General features: G+C 56.6%; 11 protein-coding genes. 6 read left to right on the plus strand and 5 right to left on the minus strand.

The window, feature by feature from the left end; all coding sequences use genetic code 11:
• Positions 1-19: 19 nt before the first annotated feature.
• On the plus strand, positions 20-445 hold the full coding sequence (locus tag ACN0V1_RS01670; RefSeq protein ID WP_417543636.1) for a potassium channel family protein: 426 nt from the start codon (positions 20-22) through the stop codon (positions 443-445).
• On the opposite strand, the gene ACN0V1_RS01675 is transcribed toward ACN0V1_RS01670, so the two are convergent.
• The 3 genes from ACN0V1_RS01675 to ACN0V1_RS01685 form a co-directional block, all read right to left on the minus strand.
• Positions 442-3,672 (minus strand): efflux RND transporter permease subunit, encoded by a 3,231-nt coding sequence (locus ACN0V1_RS01675; protein ID WP_417543315.1) that lies wholly within the window; start codon positions 3,670-3,672, stop codon positions 442-444. The genes ACN0V1_RS01670 and ACN0V1_RS01675 overlap by 4 nt on opposite strands.
• Positions 3,669-4,754 (minus strand): efflux RND transporter periplasmic adaptor subunit, encoded by a 1,086-nt coding sequence (locus ACN0V1_RS01680; protein ID WP_417543637.1) that lies wholly within the window; start codon positions 4,752-4,754, stop codon positions 3,669-3,671. Before ACN0V1_RS01680 ends, ACN0V1_RS01675 begins: the two co-directional genes overlap by 4 nt.
• Before the next feature lie 238 nt (positions 4,755-4,992).
• Positions 4,993-6,987 (minus strand): TonB-dependent receptor domain-containing protein, encoded by a 1,995-nt coding sequence (locus ACN0V1_RS01685; RefSeq protein WP_417543316.1) that lies wholly within the window; start codon positions 6,985-6,987, stop codon positions 4,993-4,995.
• A gap of 236 nt (positions 6,988-7,223) precedes the next feature.
• On the opposite strand from ACN0V1_RS01685, the gene gdhA reads away from it, so the two are divergent.
• From gdhA to ACN0V1_RS01710, 5 genes are all read left to right on the plus strand, one after another.
• Positions 7,224-8,573: an NADP-specific glutamate dehydrogenase gene (gene gdhA, locus ACN0V1_RS01690; protein WP_417543317.1), complete on the plus strand. Its 1,350-nt coding sequence runs from the start codon at positions 7,224-7,226 to the stop codon at positions 8,571-8,573.
• Between the two features lie 17 nt (positions 8,574-8,590).
• Positions 8,591-11,164, plus strand: a complete 2,574-nt coding sequence (locus ACN0V1_RS01695; RefSeq protein ID WP_417543318.1) for a PEP/pyruvate-binding domain-containing protein — start codon at positions 8,591-8,593, stop codon at positions 11,162-11,164.
• Positions 11,165-11,248: 84 nt separating this feature from the next.
• On the plus strand, positions 11,249-12,517 hold the full coding sequence (locus ACN0V1_RS01700) for a sensor histidine kinase (RefSeq protein WP_417543319.1): 1,269 nt from the start codon (positions 11,249-11,251) through the stop codon (positions 12,515-12,517).
• The gene (locus tag ACN0V1_RS01705) at positions 12,514-13,047 is read left to right on the plus strand and encodes a response regulator transcription factor (protein WP_417543320.1); all 534 of its coding nucleotides are present in this window, start codon (positions 12,514-12,516) and stop codon (positions 13,045-13,047) included. The genes ACN0V1_RS01700 and ACN0V1_RS01705 overlap by 4 nt, the downstream gene beginning before the upstream one ends.
• A 251-nt stretch (positions 13,048-13,298) precedes the next feature.
• Positions 13,299-13,703 carry a PAS domain-containing protein gene (locus ACN0V1_RS01710; protein WP_417543321.1) on the plus strand — a complete coding sequence of 135 codons (405 nt, stop codon included), beginning with the start codon at positions 13,299-13,301 and terminating at the stop codon, positions 13,701-13,703.
• Positions 13,704-13,880: 177 nt separating this feature from the next.
• Here ACN0V1_RS01710 and ACN0V1_RS01715 read toward each other — a convergent pair whose 3' ends face one another.
• Together ACN0V1_RS01715 and ACN0V1_RS01720 are read right to left on the minus strand one after the other, a co-directional pair.
• Entirely contained in the window at positions 13,881-14,540 is a 660-nt protein-coding gene (locus ACN0V1_RS01715) for an energy-coupling factor ABC transporter permease (protein WP_417543322.1), read from the minus strand.
• 112 nt (positions 14,541-14,652) lie between these two features.
• The gene (locus tag ACN0V1_RS01720; protein ID WP_417543323.1) at positions 14,653-16,386 is read right to left on the minus strand and encodes a SulP family inorganic anion transporter; all 1,734 of its coding nucleotides are present in this window, start codon (positions 16,384-16,386) and stop codon (positions 14,653-14,655) included.
• Positions 16,387-16,392: the final 6 nt, after the last annotated feature.

Here is a 16,392-nt window from a genome sequence, read left to right on the forward strand (position 1 = left end):
CTCAGAAGATTATGCCAACCTGTTTAGCGCCACAGTGATCAATTCCTTCATTGTGGTCATCGTTGTGCTTATGCACCGTGAGGCACTTGTCCGCCTGAGCGGAATACTGGCTAAAATGCACTCCCGTCATCACTTTCGTCTGGTCGTTGCCGTTCTTGGCGTACTGCTCTCGCACACGGCACAGGTGTGGGTTTTTGCTGCAGCCTACTTTTTCATGCACCACGCCGATGCGTGGGGCTCGCTGACAGGCAACTTCAACGGAAGCTTTCTGGATTGCGTTTACTTTTCTTTCAGCACTTTCACCACCGTTGGCTATGGTGATATCGAGCCCATTGGTGCACTGCGCTTTCTGACTGGCACCGAAGGTCTCACAGGGTTGGTGCTGATTACCTGGAGCGCTTCTTTCCTGTTTATGAAAATGCAACGTTACTGGACGGGCAGCTAGACCCACTTACGCCTGGCCAACGTGTAATACAACAGTGGCACCACCACAACAGTCAACAGGGTGGAAAGCGCAAGTCCGAATATCAGAGAAATTGCCAGCCCGTTGAAGATCGGATCATTGAGAATGAAGTAAGCGCCCACCATCGCCGATATGGCCGTCAGGGTGATCGGCTTGATGCGCACAGCGCCCGCCAGAACCACGGCCCTGTCCAACTCAACGCCCTCCTCCAGAAGCTGCTGGATAAACACCACCAGCAGAATGGAGTTGCGCACGATAATGCCCGCCAGCGCAATCATCCCGATCATGCTGGTTGCGGTGAACTCCCGGCCCAGCATCGCGTGCCCGGGCATGATCCCGATCAGGGTCAGCGGAATGGGCGCCATAATCACCAACGGCAGGATATACGAACGAAATTGCGCCACCAGCAACACAAAAATCATGAATATGCCTACGCTGTAAGCGGCCCCCATATCCCGGAAGGTTTCGTAGGTAATCTGCCACTCACCATCCCATTTGAGCGTACCTTTTTCCGGCAAGGGTGGCTGATCAATAAAGTACTGTTCGGGAGCGCCTTCTTGCCGGTTCAGGCGCGACACCATGGCAAACATACCATACAGAGGTGAATCTACCGCGCCCGCCATATCAGCGGTCACGTAAGTCACCGGTAGCAGGTTCTTGTGATAAATAGCGCCCATCCAGTCGGCTTCTCGCACCTGTGCAATGCTGGCCAGGGGTACCAGATTTCCGGCACGGTTGCGCACCTGCAAGGACATAAGAACCGATGGCTGCGCCTTGTCGGCGTCCTCAAGAGTTACTCGGATAGGTACGGGGTATTTAGCTTGATGATCGTGCAAAAAGCTGACGCTCATACCTCCCAGTGCCATCTGCAAAGCCTCAACGACCTGGGCCTGGGAAACGCCAAGGCGAGCCGCCCGGGCGCGATCTACTTCAATTTCCCATTGGCGAGTGGGCGCTTCAAGCGTCGTGTCGATATCCACCAGCCCCTGCACTTCAGCCATACCCGCTGCAACCGAGCGTGCCAGCCTAGCGCGCTGGTCAGCGTCCGCGCCGTAGATTTCCGCCACCAAGGGCGATAACACCGGCGGCCCCGGCGGCACTTCAACAATCTTGACGCTGGCGTCGTAACGCTTGCCGATGGCGGTCAGCGGATCCCTCAGCGCCTGAGCTATGTCATGGGACTGCCGCGATCGCACACTTTCATCGCTGAGATTAACCTGAATATCGCCCTGGTAGGGGTCGCTGCGCAGGTAATACTGGCGTACCAAACCGTTGAAATTGATGGGCGCGGCCGTGCCGGCATAACTCTGCCAACTGGTCACTTCGTCAACGCCTTCCAGATAATGCCCCATTTCCATAAGCACCCGCTGGGTCTGCTCGACCGGCGCGCTTTCGGGCATATCAACCACAACCTGAAGCTCGGATTTGTTGTCGAAGGGCAGCATTTTCATGATCACTGCCTGAAACCCTGGCAAGGAGGCTGCGGTCAAAGTGAGCAGGATCACCCCAAGGGCCAGAAAGCGACGACGCCAGTGGTGCTCACCCAGAAACGGCGTGAGTATGCCTCCGAATACTTTCATGGACATGGGGCTGACGCCATCGGCGGAACTGCCGGCTCCTTCAGCTTCCGTGGCGGTTTCGCCTGCTTTTCGCTTCAACAACCGAAGCGCCAGCCAGGGCGCAACCACAAAGGCAACAATCTGGGACAGCACCATGCCGGCGGAGGCGTTGATGGGGATGGGGCTCATATAAGGGCCCATCAGGCCGGTTACAAACGCCATGGGCAACAGAGCCGCCATAATGGTCAGGCTGGCCATAATGGTAGGCGTGCCCACTTCGTCCACCGCCACCGGAATAATGTCCTTTAGTGGGTGGTTGGAATTGCGAATCCGGCGGTTGATGTTTTCCGTGATCACTATGCCGTCGTCCACCAGAATACCGATGGAGAAAATCAGGGCGAACAGAGAAACCCTGTTGAGTGTAAAGCCCCAGACCCAAGAGAATACCAGCGTCAGTAGCAGCGTGATCAGTACCGCCACACCCACAATCAGCGCCTGGCGCCAGCCCATGGCCACCAGCACCAGCAACACCACGCACAGAGTAGCGGATATCAAATCAGATATGAGCTTTTGTGCCTTCGCAGAAGCGGTTTTTCCATAATCCCGGGTAACAATAACTTCCACGCCTTCCGGCAGAGCGCGATTGCGAATCTGCTTCAGCCGCTGCTCGATTGCAGTGGTGATATCCACGGCGTTTTGCCCGGGTTTCTTTGCCACTGCAAGCGTCACTGCAGGATATACATCGCCAGGCTGACCAACACTGCCTGCATCCGTTGCCGGCCCGAAACCGGTCATCACGCTCTGGTCTGCAACCGTACCGCCGCGACTGACCCTTGCCACATCGTCCAGATACACGGCCGCGCCGTTGTGCATACCGACAACGAGGCGGCGCACATCGCCTACGTTCTCCAGCAGCGTGCCGGCCTGTACCGGAATGGAGAGGTTATCGCGGGTAATACGGGCTTCCTGGCTGCTGCTGTTGGCCGTTCTCAGAGCATCGCGAATATCGCTGAGGGTGAGGTTAAATCCGGCAAGCAGAGCCGCATCGAAATGAATATCAACCCGGTCGGGCACACCACCCACGGTGTAAACATCCCGGGTTCCGGGCACCCGCTTGAGCGCAACTTCCAGCATATGGGCCAGGCGGGTGATTTCTTCTCCAGTATGCCCACTGACCGGATCATAAAGGGTCAGTGTCATCACCGGTACATCATCAATGCCTTTGGGTTTGATGACCGGCTGAGTGGCGCCCAGATCCGGCGGCAACCAGTCCTGGTTCGAATACACCTGATTATAAAGCCGAACCAGCGCTTCCTTTCGTGGAATGCCAACTTCAAACTGCACAGTAATAACGGCCTGACCCTGGCGGGACACAGAATACACGTGCTCAATACCAGCAATTTCGCTCATCACCTGTTCAGCCGGGGTTGCGATAGCGCTCTCTACTTCCTGAGTACTGGCGCCCGGAAAAGCCACTATGATATCTGCCATGGTGACATCTATCTGCGGCTCCTCTTCCTTCGGCGTCACCACAACCGCAAGCACACCCAGAATGATGGAGAGCAACGCCAGCAAAGGCGTTAGATGATTATCCTGAAAAATCCGGGCGATCGCCCCGGAAGGGCCGACCGGAGGCAATTCGCGACTCAATTCCCTGCCTCCTTATTCGCCTTCTCGCCAGAGACGGGGCTTGCTGGCGTATTCAGGCGATCTGTACCAACCAGCTCACCGGGATGGATGACAACCTGTTCGCCCTCGCTCAGGCCCGCCAGGATTTCCAGTTGGCCTTCCTGCTGAACGCCAGTACGAACCTGGCGCAACCGCGGGCGGCCCTGCTCGTCCAGCACAAAAACCGCCCTCAGTTCACTGCGACGGACAAGGCTGCCGGCGGGAATCCAGAGTGCCTCACGAGTCGCAACCGGAACACCGACCTTGACCAACATGCCCGGAAACAGGGATCCGTTGGGCTCATTCAGGCGCATGCGTAAACGGAAGGTATGAGTGGCTGGATTGGCGTAGGGATAAAACGTCATCGCTCCGGTTTCCAGAACCCGGCCATCGGCAAGTGTGACCTGTGCCTGACGCTCGCGTCGGGCAAGGTCTGCGTACTGCTGGGGCAAGTCCACAACAACCCGCAGCTGTTCCAGAGACAGACCGCTAAGCAGGGGCTGTCCGGGGCTGACGGACTCGCCGATTTCCACGTGACGTTCTGTCAGTATGCCACCATAAGGCGCGATTATACGGGTATAACTCAATTGTTCGCGGGCTTCTGCCAAGGCCGCTTCAGCGCGCTCAAGCCGTGCCTGGGCGCCCGCCAGATTGTTCCTGGCGCGATCAAACTCCTGCCGCGAAACAAGGCCACGCTCGTGCACAGCTTCAATTCGGTCAAACTGCTGCCGAGCATCTTCGAGAGCGGCTCTTGCTTCGTCCCGACCACCCTGCGCCTGGTTGACCCGGGCGCGCTGCTCACTGTCATCCAGTTGCACAATCAGGTCGCCGGCGACCACTGAGTCATCCACATCAAAGGGCAAACGCTGCACAGTACCGCTGGTTTGTGCGGACACGGTGCTCTGCTGAACTGCCTCGATCACACCATCAAGAACCAGTGTTTCCTGAAGCTCACTGCGCTCAACAGGAACTGTTTCCGGCCTTGCTGGTGTTTCATTACCCAAAGCTGATCCGGTGAAAACCCACCCAAGAATGATCGTGCCCAGCACGGCAACAAGCTTCATCACCAGTCACTCCGAAAACAGTTATTAGTTAATAACCACAGGTTATCAATATACTCAGGACGAAGACACACTAACTTACCCTAAATCAGAGGTTACCTTTGGTAAAACCAACACCAACCATCGCCAAAGACAACTTACAAAAGCACCCATAAAAAAGCCCCGTGCAGAGGAGTTAGTCCCGCACGGGGCGAAGTGTTACCCGCTGGCTATGAGTAGCGGGCAACCGCCATTGCAGGGTTTACCACCTGGCCGTTAACGCAGCACGCAACGTGCGCCCCGGCTCGTTCACACGCACCGCATCAGGATTGAACGGATCAGTGTTTGCACGGCTAACGTGAGGCGCCCAGGTGTTATCAAACAGGTTATCCAGAGCCCAGTTGAGGGTGAGGTACTCCATCAGTGGGTGGCTACCAGAGAGGTTAAACACGCCATATCCGGGAGAAGTCCCCGCATCCAGCCCGGATTGTGGATCAATGCGATCCTGGCGGCGGGCCAGTTGCCACCGGGCTTCAATGCTGTGACCCATGCTCTGCCAGCCCAGTGTCTGCACAAACTGCACCGGCGGAATCTGCGCCAGCGCCTTGTTATCGTCACGATTTTCGCCGCGGACAGAGGCCAGCGCACTGCTGCTGCTCCATGTGCCATCAGTCCAGCCAACCGTCGCCTCAACACCCAGCAGGCGCGCATCAATATTCTTGTAGCGAGTATCAGTCGGCGTTTCTTTATAACGCAGCACGAAGTCGTCCACCTGGTCGATCCAGACGACCGGCTTCCAGCTCCACTGGTTCTTGCTGCCGCTCAGAGCCAGCTCCAGTTTGTAATGTTTTTCAGTATTCAGATCGGGGTTACCAATCCAGCTGTCACTCATGGTATTGCGGGCCAGGTAGCGCTCGGTAACACTCGGGCTTCGCACGCTGCGGCTGGCGGTAAGAGTCAGCGCCTGATTCTGCGGCAAACGCCATTCACTGGATACGAACCCACTGACATTGTTGTCTTCAACTTCCACATCTGTCGTACCGTATGCACTCCGGTAAAGCATGGCCGGCGTCAGACCCATGCTCGCGACATCGTTAGCCTTGGTGGCATCCATTTCCACACGGTCATACCGAAGACCGGTCCCCACTTTTACGTCGCGACCCAGGCGCCGGAAGCCCTCGGCGAAAAGCCCGGCACGCTCACGCTCTACTCCCGGCCACATGAATGACACAGCCATTGGCATGGGATTGGTAACGTTGGAAAGGGTGGCATCCCAGTCGTTGGTTTCCAGATCTGCGCCTACTGCCCAGTCGGTTAAGCTATTGGGGCTTTGATCAAGGATAAAGCGCAGGCCACGGGTTTCAGTAATGGAGTCGGTCTGCATTTTCATCATGCCCGCAGGGCGCAGGCTGAAGTTGTCCATGATGTGATCAACATCCGCCTGCCAGGCCAGCAGGCTCCACTCACCTTTAGCCACCGGAGACCCGATCTCCATGCGATACAGATCTGTGTCGGTTTGCGGAGCATCCATGCCGGAGCCGGCGTATTTCACGTCGCTTTCTTCCTGACGGCTGACCATGCCCTTGATGAAGAAACCGCTCTCGGCAGTCCAGGCTGCATCAGCACGGCCTTCGGCATTTTCATAGGCGCTGCGCACCTTGTTACCATCGCCGTCTTCGTAGTCGTCTGCTTCGTCATAGCCACCGGAAAGCCTTAACCAGGCATCCTCATTACCTACTGCAGCTGCGGCGTTTACCAGCTTGCCATTGCCGTTGTCCGCTCCACCAATGGTTACCTGTCCTGTGGTCGCATTGCCATTGAATTGCGGGTCCGCGGTGGTTGCAATTATCTGCCCGCCAGCGATGGGCCCCCAGCGCAAGGTGCGATTGTTCGTCATTACCTTTAACGACGGCGCCAATGCGCTGCTCAGCCGGCTGGTTGGCGGATCCATTCGATTAGGACAAGCGCCTTCCACACGGATACCATCGAGCAACACATCCACTCGCTCCTGACTCTGGCCTCGCACCACAGGCTCAAGGCCGCGGCCTCCCATCCGTGAGAGGGAGACAGAAGGGTCAGACGCCAGCCGGTTTACCGGCTCGCTTGCCAATACCGCATCAGAGCTGTCACTCAGGCGCCCTTCCGTTACACGAATGACCACTCCTTCCCCGGCAGTCTGTGCCAATACGAGCCCCGGGAGCCCCGCGAAACCGATAACAACCATCCGTGTAAGCCTGGAAAATGCTCGATCCTTCATACTGCTGATTCCCCTTGGGCGAGCGTGCCTGAATCAAAATGTCGGGGAATGATAAACGCGCCAGCTCCTGAGCGCGTGAGACACAATGCCGCATCTCTATGGGGGTATAGTCTTAATGCACCAAAACCGAGCATCTCTTGCTAAGCGCCCTCCAATATGATGAAATCACCGCCCCATTTTTCCACCATCCTTTCCACTCTCCTGCAATAAGCAAGAACCGAAACGAGGAATACTGTATGGCCGCCCGACTTGATGAGAAACTGGAGCTGATTTACGAAGACGTTCTGCACCGCAATCCGGGTGAAAACGAGTTCCACCAGGCAGTGCACGAAGTTCTGGAAACACTGGGGCCCGTTCTGGTGAAATACCCGGAATTTGCCGAGAAGAAGATCATTCAGCGCATCTGCGAGCCTGAGCGCCAGATTATTTTTCGTGTGCCCTGGCAGGACGATAACGGTGAAATCCACATCAACCGTGCTTTTCGCGTGGAATTCAACAGTGCTCTGGGGCCTTATAAGGGCGGCATGCGCTTCCACCCGTCTGTATACCTCGGCATCATCAAATTCCTGGGTTTCGAGCAGATCTTCAAGAACGCCCTGACCGGCCTCCCCATCGGCGGCGGTAAAGGCGGCAGCGATTTTGATCCGAAAGGCCGCTCGGATGACGAGATCATGCGCTTCTGCCAGAGTCTGATGACCGAACTGTATCGCCACATTGGTGAATATACAGACGTTCCCGCCGGTGATATCGGCGTGGGCGGTCGCGAGATCGGCTATCTGTTCGGCCAGTACAAGCGCATCACCAACCGTTACGAATCCTCTGTGCTAACCGGCAAGGGCCTGGACTGGGGCGGCAGCCGAGCGCGCACTGAAGCAACCGGCTACGGCACCGTTTTCTTTACCCACGAAATGCTGAAGGCTCGTGGTGACTCCCTGGAAGGCAAGAAAGTGGTTGTCTCCGGATCAGGCAACGTCGCAATCTATGCCATTGCCAAAGCTCATGAACTGGGCGCTAAAGTTATTGCCTGCTCCGACTCCAGCGGCATCGTCGTAGACGAAAAGGGCATTGATCTGGCCGCTCTCAGGCAGATCAAAGAGGTAGAACGTCGTCGTCTCAGCGCCTACACCGAGTTCCACAAAGACGCAAAATACGTCAAAGGCGGCAGTATCTGGTCTATTCCCTGCGACATCGCATTGCCCTGCGCCACCCAGAACGAGCTTAACGCCAACGACGCCAAAACCCTGGTTGAAAATGGCTGCATTGCCGTTGCGGAAGGCGCTAACATGCCTACAACGCCGGAAGGTATCGCTATCTTCCAGCAAGCAAAGCTGATGTATGGCCCAGGCAAAGCCGCCAATGCCGGCGGCGTTGCAACCTCTGCATTGGAGATGCAACAGAATGCCAGCCGTGACTCCTGGTCCTTCGACTATACTCAAAAGCGCCTTCAGGACATCATGATCGATATCCACAAGAGCTGTTATGAAACATCGGCGGAATTCGGCGCAGAAGGCAACTATGTGTTGGGCGCCAACATCACTGGCTTCATCAAAGTAGCGCGCGCCATGGAGGCCATGGGCGTTATCTGACCACGGAGCAAGATCTCATGCCCGGGAGCGGCGGAAACTCACAGGATAACACCCGGGTTTCTACCGGCCTCCCGGGGCTTGACGATGTGCTCGATGGTTTGCGAATTGGTGATAACGTTGTCTGGCGTATCAACGACCTGGACGACTATCGCCGATTCGTTACCCCGTTTATTGAGTCTGCGGCGTCTGCCGGGCGCCGTATTATCTACCTCCGTTTTGGCCAGCACCCCCCGCTGGTGTCCGCAAAACCCAACATTCACATCGAAAACGTTGACGCCCTGGATGGCTTTGAAGCCTTTACAGGCAGGGTCTGGCGTCTGATTGAAGAGCATGGCCGCGGCGCATTCTACGTGTGCGACTGTTTGAGTGATCTGCTCAACGCCTGGGCCACTGACGCCATGGTGGGCAACTTTTTCCGTGTGGTCTGTCCATTCCTCTTTGAGCTGGATACGGTCGCCTGGTTTGCGCTCTATCCGGACCGACACTCTCACACCACACTGGACCGTATCCGGCAAACGACACAGGTGATGGTGGATGTTCACCGCCTCGGCGACGACGTTCAGATCCAGCCCATCAAGGCCTGGTGCCGACAATCCCCTACCATGTTTCTGCCACACAGGGAGCGCAACGGGCGTTTTGTGCCCGTCACCGACAGCAGCGACGCAACCCGGCTTCAGGCCGGGCTGGAACTTGCCCAGCTGAATCGCCAACCACTCCTGGACTACTGGGACCGCCTGTTTCTGCAGGTCGCCAGCGCGCTTGAGACCGATGATGATGAACAATCAGCAGACATTCTGGATCGCGTACTGAATGTTCTGATCAGCCGGGATCCACGCATGCTGGATCTCGCTAAACGTTACCTCAGCCTCGAGAGCCTGCTCGCGATTCGCGCCAGAATGATCGGCAGCGGTTACATTGGCGGCAAAGCCACAGGCATGTTGATAGCCAGAAGCATTCTGCTCGCCAATCAGCCCGACATCTGGCAAGAAAACCTGGAGCCACACGACTCCAGCTATCTGGGCTCAGATGCCTATTACGCATTCCTCGTTCACAACGGCCTGTGGCCAGCGATTATGCGCCAACGCTCGACCGACGGTTATTTCACTGAGGCCGTGCAGCTTCAGCAGAACATTCTGAAAGGCAGTTTTCCTCCGGAAATCCGGACAGAGCTGGCTCGGCTCCTGGATCATTACGGGCAGTACCCGATTCTCGTACGCTCAAGCAGTCTTCAGGAAGATGGCTTCGGTAATGCGTTTGCCGGCAAATACGACAGCGTTTTTCTGGTAAACCAGGGCGCTCCAGAGCTTCGGCTTACAGCGCTGGAGGATGCGATCCGACAGGTTTACGCCTCTACCATGAGCGAAGACGCGTTGGTGTACCGCAAGCAACGCGGGCTGGATCAGCGAGAGGAGCCTATGGCGTTGTTGATTCAACGAGTCAACGGCCGTTTTCATGGGCGTTACTACTTACCGGATGCCGCCGGCGTTGGCGTTTCCCGCAATACCTTTGCCTGGGATACTGATATGGACCCGACCGCCGGCATGGTGCGTCTGGTCATGGGGCTCGGGACCCGTGCCGTTGACCGGATTGAAGGTGACCATGCGTGCGTTATGGCGCTGGACTACCCCAACCGCCAGCCGTTTCGCAATCTTGATGAAAGCTACCGTTTTTCCCAACACCTTCTGGACGTGCTGGATCTGTGGGAAGGCAAACTGACTACCTGCCCTTTGAGCCTGCTCGTGAGAGACGTGGCAGACCTCCCCCTGCGCCACCTCGGCGAAGTGGACCGGGCAGCCAGCCGACGGGCAGAGGAGCTGGGCCTGCCGGCTCCGGTATGGCGGCTGACGTTCAAGCCACTGGTGCGCAACAGCCGGTTTGTCAGCCGCCTGTCAAACCTGCTGCAAACTCTGGAGACCGGCTATCAGCATCCGGTAGATGTTGAATTTACCCTGCATATGAACAACGACGGGGAGCCGACTTTCAACCTGGTGCAATGCCGTCCATTGGCGACAATCGGTGAAACCATGGCCACCGGAATTCCTGCAGAAATATCCACGCAGGAGCTTCTTTTTCGCACATCCGGGAACTTTATGGGCGGCAACATAAACCTGAGCATCCAGCGTGTTATCAGAGTGAACGCAGCGGTATACAGCAGGTTGAATGTCAGCCAGCGCTACGAAGTGGCCCGCCTTGTGGGCGAGCAGGTTCGTCACAGCAACGACACCACCATGCTTATTGGTCCCGGCCGTTGGGGAACCAGCAGCCCTGAATTGGGCGTGCCGGTTCGGTTTGCGGATATAGCAGGAGTTGCCGTGTTGGTTGAAGTAGCAGAAATGGAGGGTGATATGGTTCCGGACCTTTCCTATGGCTCGCATTTTTTCCAGGATCTTGTGGAAACCGGCATCGCGTATGTTGCCCTGTTCCCCAATGGTCCCAACTGCATCTATCAGCCTGAACGGTTACCCGGAACAGCCCACAATCCGCATGCTACGCCGGAACAGGCACTGCAAATTTTTGATCTTCACACCAACCCGCTGCAGCTAACGGGCGACGTCGTCAGCCAGCGTCTGGTTTGCTATTTTCCACCTTGATGTCCATCAACTATTATCAGGAAAGCCGCCAAAAGCACGCACCTGATCCACCGCTACCTGCGCCGCCCTGCTAGAATCCACGCCATGGAATGGCTCACTCACTCTCAAACAGGCTTTCAACAAGCAGCACGCTACCTGCTGAGCATGCGCCTTGCCGTTGTTGGCCTGCAGCTTACCGCTCTGGCGGTGGCAGAAACGGTTGTAACGCTTGTCTACCGTGCTGAAGCACTGGCGCTGTGCCTGCTCTATGGTGTTCTCGCGACGCTGGGGTGGCTCTGGTTTACCCGGAGGCCGCCACGCTCCCCCTCCAGTGTCAGTGCCGGCCTGGCTCTTGATCTGGTCTTGATAGGTGGCTGGCTGTTTTTGACAGGCGGCTACACCAACCCTCTGGTATCCCTGTTATTGCTGCCAATCGCCGTGGCAATCATTCTGGTGCCGCTGAGCCAGAGCATCGCCCTGACTCTCTTTGGCATCGCCGCCTACACAGTACTGGTAATATGGCATACGCCAATCACCAACGAACATCACAACGCCAATCTGGCGCAATTGCACCTGGCCGGCATGTGGGTCACCTTTGCCATGACGGCGGCAATCCTGCTTCTGGTTGTGGGTTCTCTGGCAAGGCGATTGCGCCAGCAGCAGGAGCAACTGTCGACCATCCGCGAGACACGCCTGCGCGATGAACAGATCATTGCTCTGGGGCTTTCTGCCGCAGCCGTTGCCCATCGTCTGGGCACGCCTTTGAACACCATGACATTACTGGTTGATGAAATCCGTTCTACCTTTCCAGATCCGGATCTCGCCGATGACCTGAGCCTGATGGAGCAACAACTTGGCCTTTGTAGCAAGCATCTGCAGCAACTTTCCAGCTCGGCAATACAAGCGAAAACCGCACAACTTGAAAGCCTCAGGATTCCGGACTGGGTAGCACGGCTAAGAGAGTCCGCAACACTCTTGTGGCCGGCTGCGCCCATTGAATGGTCGGAAGCGGTTCCGGATTGTCGGGTTGCGGTTGACGCCACCCTGGATCAAGCCATCCTCAACCTGCTTGCGAACGCCTTGACGGCCAGTCCATCATGGGTAGCTGTCAGCGTGCGCTGCGCCGAATCCAGCAGAATCGAAATGGTCGTGGAGGACCACGGAGATGGCCTGGAAGACGCCCTCCAGAAGACCCCGGGCGAACAGATCGTGGGTTCAGAGAATGGCCTCGGCGTCGGCCTCTTTCTTTCCAATGCAACGATTCAGCGCCTTGGTGGCACCCTCAAGGCGCGGGTCGACCAGCATGGCACCACCATGATCATCGATTTGCCCGAAGCCCGAGCGGTTAACGCAAACATGGGGGCTAACCGATGATCGCTCAAGACCGTTGGCTACTTATTGACGATGACACCGCCTTCCTGCAAATACTCCAGCGAGCGCTGAGCCGGCAGGGGATCGACGCCACCGCAACCCATTGTCATTCGGAGGCGCTCCATGCCTTGGAGGACCAGGTTTTCCGGAAGTGCGTTCTGGATCTGAACCTCGCGGGCGAGAGTGGCCTGCAACTGCTGCCTGAGCTCCTCGCCAAACAGCCAGATTTGGACATTCTTGTGCTGACAGGCTACGGCAGTATTGCCACGGCTGTTGAGGCCATGCGCAGGGGCGCAGTCAACTATCTTTGTAAACCGGTTACGGTTCACCAGCTCCTGTGCGGTTTCGAAGCTCTGACCAAGACACCAGAACTGCGTGAGGAACCGCCTTCGGTGGAAGAAATGGAGTGGGAACACATTCAGAGGGTGCTCAACGAGCATGACGGCAACGTCTCTGCCACGGCCAGAGTTCTGCACATGCACCGGCGAACCCTGCAACGAAAGCTGCAAAAGCATTCCCGATGGCGCAACTAAAAAGTGACCATAGAATTAACCATGTCAGAGTCAGATCATCCGGAACATAAAATGCCCACTCCCGAGGTTGACTTGAAACGCTTGTCACTGGTTGCGAGCGCCAGCCGCAATATGGTTCTGATTCTTGATCGCGCGGGTATGCCTTTCTGGGTTCATCTCCATGGTGTCCCGATCGGCGCCGAGCAGAGCGTAGCGCCGGGCTTCATCGCTGTCATGAGCAACATTCAGATCGCAAACACAGTGAGCGTGGTTTGCGCATTGCGGCCAGTGTGTTTGATCGCAGCCATGAAGCCATCGTCATTTCGGACCAGAACAACCGCATACTGGATGTAAACCCGGCCTTCTCCCGCATCACCGGTTACAACCGGAGTGATGTGCTGGGCCTTAACCCATCCATTCCAAGTTCTGGCCGCCACTCTCCAGCCTATTATCGCTCCATGTGGCGACGTATTAAAGAAACAGATCACTGGCGTGGTGAGATCTGGAGCCGCCGAAAAAACGGCGAAGAATTCATCGAGTTGCTATCAATCAGCCGCGTCCATCTGGACGAACCTGGGCGTTATTATCATCCCGAAGAACTCGACCGCGCGGTCAACTACGATGACAGAGGAGGCTTGCCTGCGCACCTTGCCAGTTGGTCTGGTGAAGATCGATAAGAGTTCAGCTAGGCTGTGATTGTATTCAGGGTTACGGGATTGCGCGCCCGATGCCGGCAGGCGAGGTACTGGGGTGGTTGCAGCAATGGCATCAGCACGCCGCTATCGTAGGTGACGTTCTGGAGCCACTAAGCGCCGGCGAAGCGGACAACTGATAGCCGGTTGCGTGCAGGCTCGTTATCGGTAGCGTCGTTGATCCAGCGTTGTCAGCCGCTCCGGATGGAATACCATCAGGCCGGTAACAATTGCGCCGTTCACAAACCCCTCCGGTATCATGAACAGTGGCAAGTACCGCAGGTAATCGTGAACCAGCTCGGAAAACTCGTAGACACCACTGACCCAGAGCATCAGGCACATCAACAAGCCGGCAACAGCTACTGAAATACCGGCCCCGAAAAACCCGCAGAAAAAGATATAAGCAAAAAAATTGCGGAAATTACGGTGCCTCTCCCAGAGCATGATGCCTTGAGTCACGAGTGCTGGAACCATAACCGTCACCAGCCCATTTGCTGCGAACATCAACACAGGCTCTCGGCCGGTGATGACGGTAATGACCAGGGCCAACAGCCCCGCAAACACCGCCAGTGCCCAGCCCAGTATCAGCGTAACCGCAGTAATACCGAAGATATGAATGGCGAGTCCGGGATAGATACCCGCCCGCAACTGCCAAATGAAGCCCAGCACCACAGCCGCGCCAAAAAACGAATGCTGCAACGCGTTGTCTGAACGCAGGTTGCTCCAGCGTACCGAGCGAGCCGCCTGCACCAGAATCAACAGGAACAGAGCCAGAGTTACCAGCCACTGCCCGGTTGATAGCAGATTATCGGTCATGCCCATAATGAAAACGCCCACTGAAATCTGGAACAGATTCCCATGATAACGACCTCAACCGTCAAGCGGCCAATGATCTGTGCAATCCGAGCACAGAATCTCGGAAAACCCGCTCTATTCAGGCGGTTTTTTTAAGGGAAACGAGGCTGCCGGTGAGTGTCTGCCAGGCCTCATACGTGCTCAGAAACACCTGTCCGCTCAGATGAGCAAGCAATTCCGTATTTTTCAGACGGTCCATTACCGGTCCTTTCACCTCGGCGAGATGCAAACACACTCCGGCATCTTTCAGGCGCTCATTAATTGCCTCAAGGCTTTCCAGCGCCGAGGCATCCACCAGGTTGACCGCCGGGCATACCAGCACCAGATCTTTCAGCTCTGGTTTGCTAAACACCAGATCCATCACCGTCTCTTCCAGAAAGCGCGCATTGGCAAAATACAGGCTTTCATCCACCCGTAAAAATGTGACTTTCGGACACAATTGCACGTCGTGACGAAGTACATTGCGGAAGTGCTCGGTGCCGGGAACCCGACCCACGACCGCGCTGTGCGGCTGGCTGGTGCGATAGAGAAACAGGCCGATAGAGAGCGCCACACCCGCAATTATGCCCGCCTCAACGCTGTGCGCGAGAGTCAGAAAAATAGTTGCCAGCATGGCACCAAAATCGGTGCGCGAATAACGCCACGTGCGGCCCAGTGCTGGCAGATCGATCAGCGTCGCCACTGCAACAATAATGGTCGCCGCCAGCGTTGCCTGTGGCAGATAGGCAATGGCCGGCGTCAAAAACAGCGTAGCCAGTGCAATCCCGACGGCTGTGTACGCCCCGGCGGCCGGAGTTTCTGCGCCTGCATCAAAGTTGACAACCGATCGTGAAAAGCCGCCGGTTACGGGCATTCCTCCTGATAAACCTGCACCAAGGTTAGCGGTACCCAGACCGATCAGCTCCTGATCCGGGTCGATCCGTTGGCGCCGTTTTGCCGCCAGCGTTTGCCCTACGGAAACCGATTCTACGAATCCAACGACGCTGATCAGCAAGGCACTGACCGCAAGCTGCTGCCACAAGCCCCAGTCCATTGAAGGCATTGTCAGCTCAGGAAGTCCCGAGGGCACAACACCGACCAAACGCACGCCTTGAGTGTCCAGTTGGAGTTGCCAGGCAACCAGCGTGGTGATCAGCACCGCCAGAATCGGCGCCGTTCTGGTGACGATATCAGCAGAGCGCGCGCCCACACCTGTGCGTATCAAGAGCGGTTTAAGGTACTTTCGGGCGAACATAAGAAACACCAGTGCACCGGTACCAATGGCAAGCGTTGATATATTGGTATCGCCTATCGACAAAATCAGCGACTGACCGATCGTCAGCAGGTTCTGGCCCGAAGCCTGTACGCCAAAAATGTGCTTGAGCTGGCTGGCAGCGATCACAATGCCGGAGGCGGTGATAAAACCGGATATCACGGGATGGCTTAGAAAGTTAGCCAGAAACCCCAGCCGCAGAATACCCATCATCGTGAGCATAAGCCCTGACATTATTGCCAGCAAAACAGCCCCGGCGACGTACTCAGGGCTCCCGGCCTCCGCCAGCGGCGACAGTGCAGCAGCGGTCATGAGAGATGCGACCGCCACCGGCCCGACCGAAAGTGTGCGACTTGTGCCAAAGATCGCGTAAATCATCAGCGGAAGAATACTGGCATAAAGGCCGATCTGCGCCGGTAAGCCCGCCAGCAGCGCGTAGGCAAGGGACTGCGGAATGAGCATAACGGTCACGATAACCGCAGCCACCAAGTCACTGGTGGCCTGACTGCGACCGTATTTCGGCGCCCACTGGAGAATAGGTAAATAGCGTTTCAAGTTCATTCGGCG

It is taken from the genome of Marinobacter sp. (assembly GCF_048266785.1).
GTDB lineage: Bacteria > Pseudomonadota > Gammaproteobacteria > Pseudomonadales > Oleiphilaceae > Marinobacter.

Bases quoted from the DNA above. Each gene is read 5' to 3' on its own strand.
- ACN0V1_RS01680 (WP_417543637.1), bottom strand. From the start codon at position 4,754: ATGAAGCTTGTTGCCGTGCTGGGCACGATCATTCTTGGGTGGGTTTTC.
- ACN0V1_RS01685 (WP_417543316.1), bottom strand. From the start codon at position 6,987: ATGAAGGATCGAGCATTTTCCAGGCTTACACGGATGGTTGTTATCGGT.
- gdhA (WP_417543317.1), top strand. From the start codon at position 7,224: ATGGCCGCCCGACTTGATGAGAAACTGGAGCTGATTTACGAAGACGTT.
- ACN0V1_RS01695 (WP_417543318.1), top strand. From the start codon at position 8,591: ATGCCCGGGAGCGGCGGAAACTCACAGGATAACACCCGGGTTTCTACC.
- ACN0V1_RS01700 (WP_417543319.1), top strand. From the start codon at position 11,249: ATGGAATGGCTCACTCACTCTCAAACAGGCTTTCAACAAGCAGCACGC.
- ACN0V1_RS01705 (WP_417543320.1), top strand. From the start codon at position 12,514: ATGATCGCTCAAGACCGTTGGCTACTTATTGACGATGACACCGCCTTC.
- ACN0V1_RS01715 (WP_417543322.1), bottom strand. From the start codon at position 14,540: ATGGGCATGACCGATAATCTGCTATCAACCGGGCAGTGGCTGGTAACT.
- ACN0V1_RS01720 (WP_417543323.1), bottom strand. From the start codon at position 16,386: ATGAACTTGAAACGCTATTTACCTATTCTCCAGTGGGCGCCGAAATAC.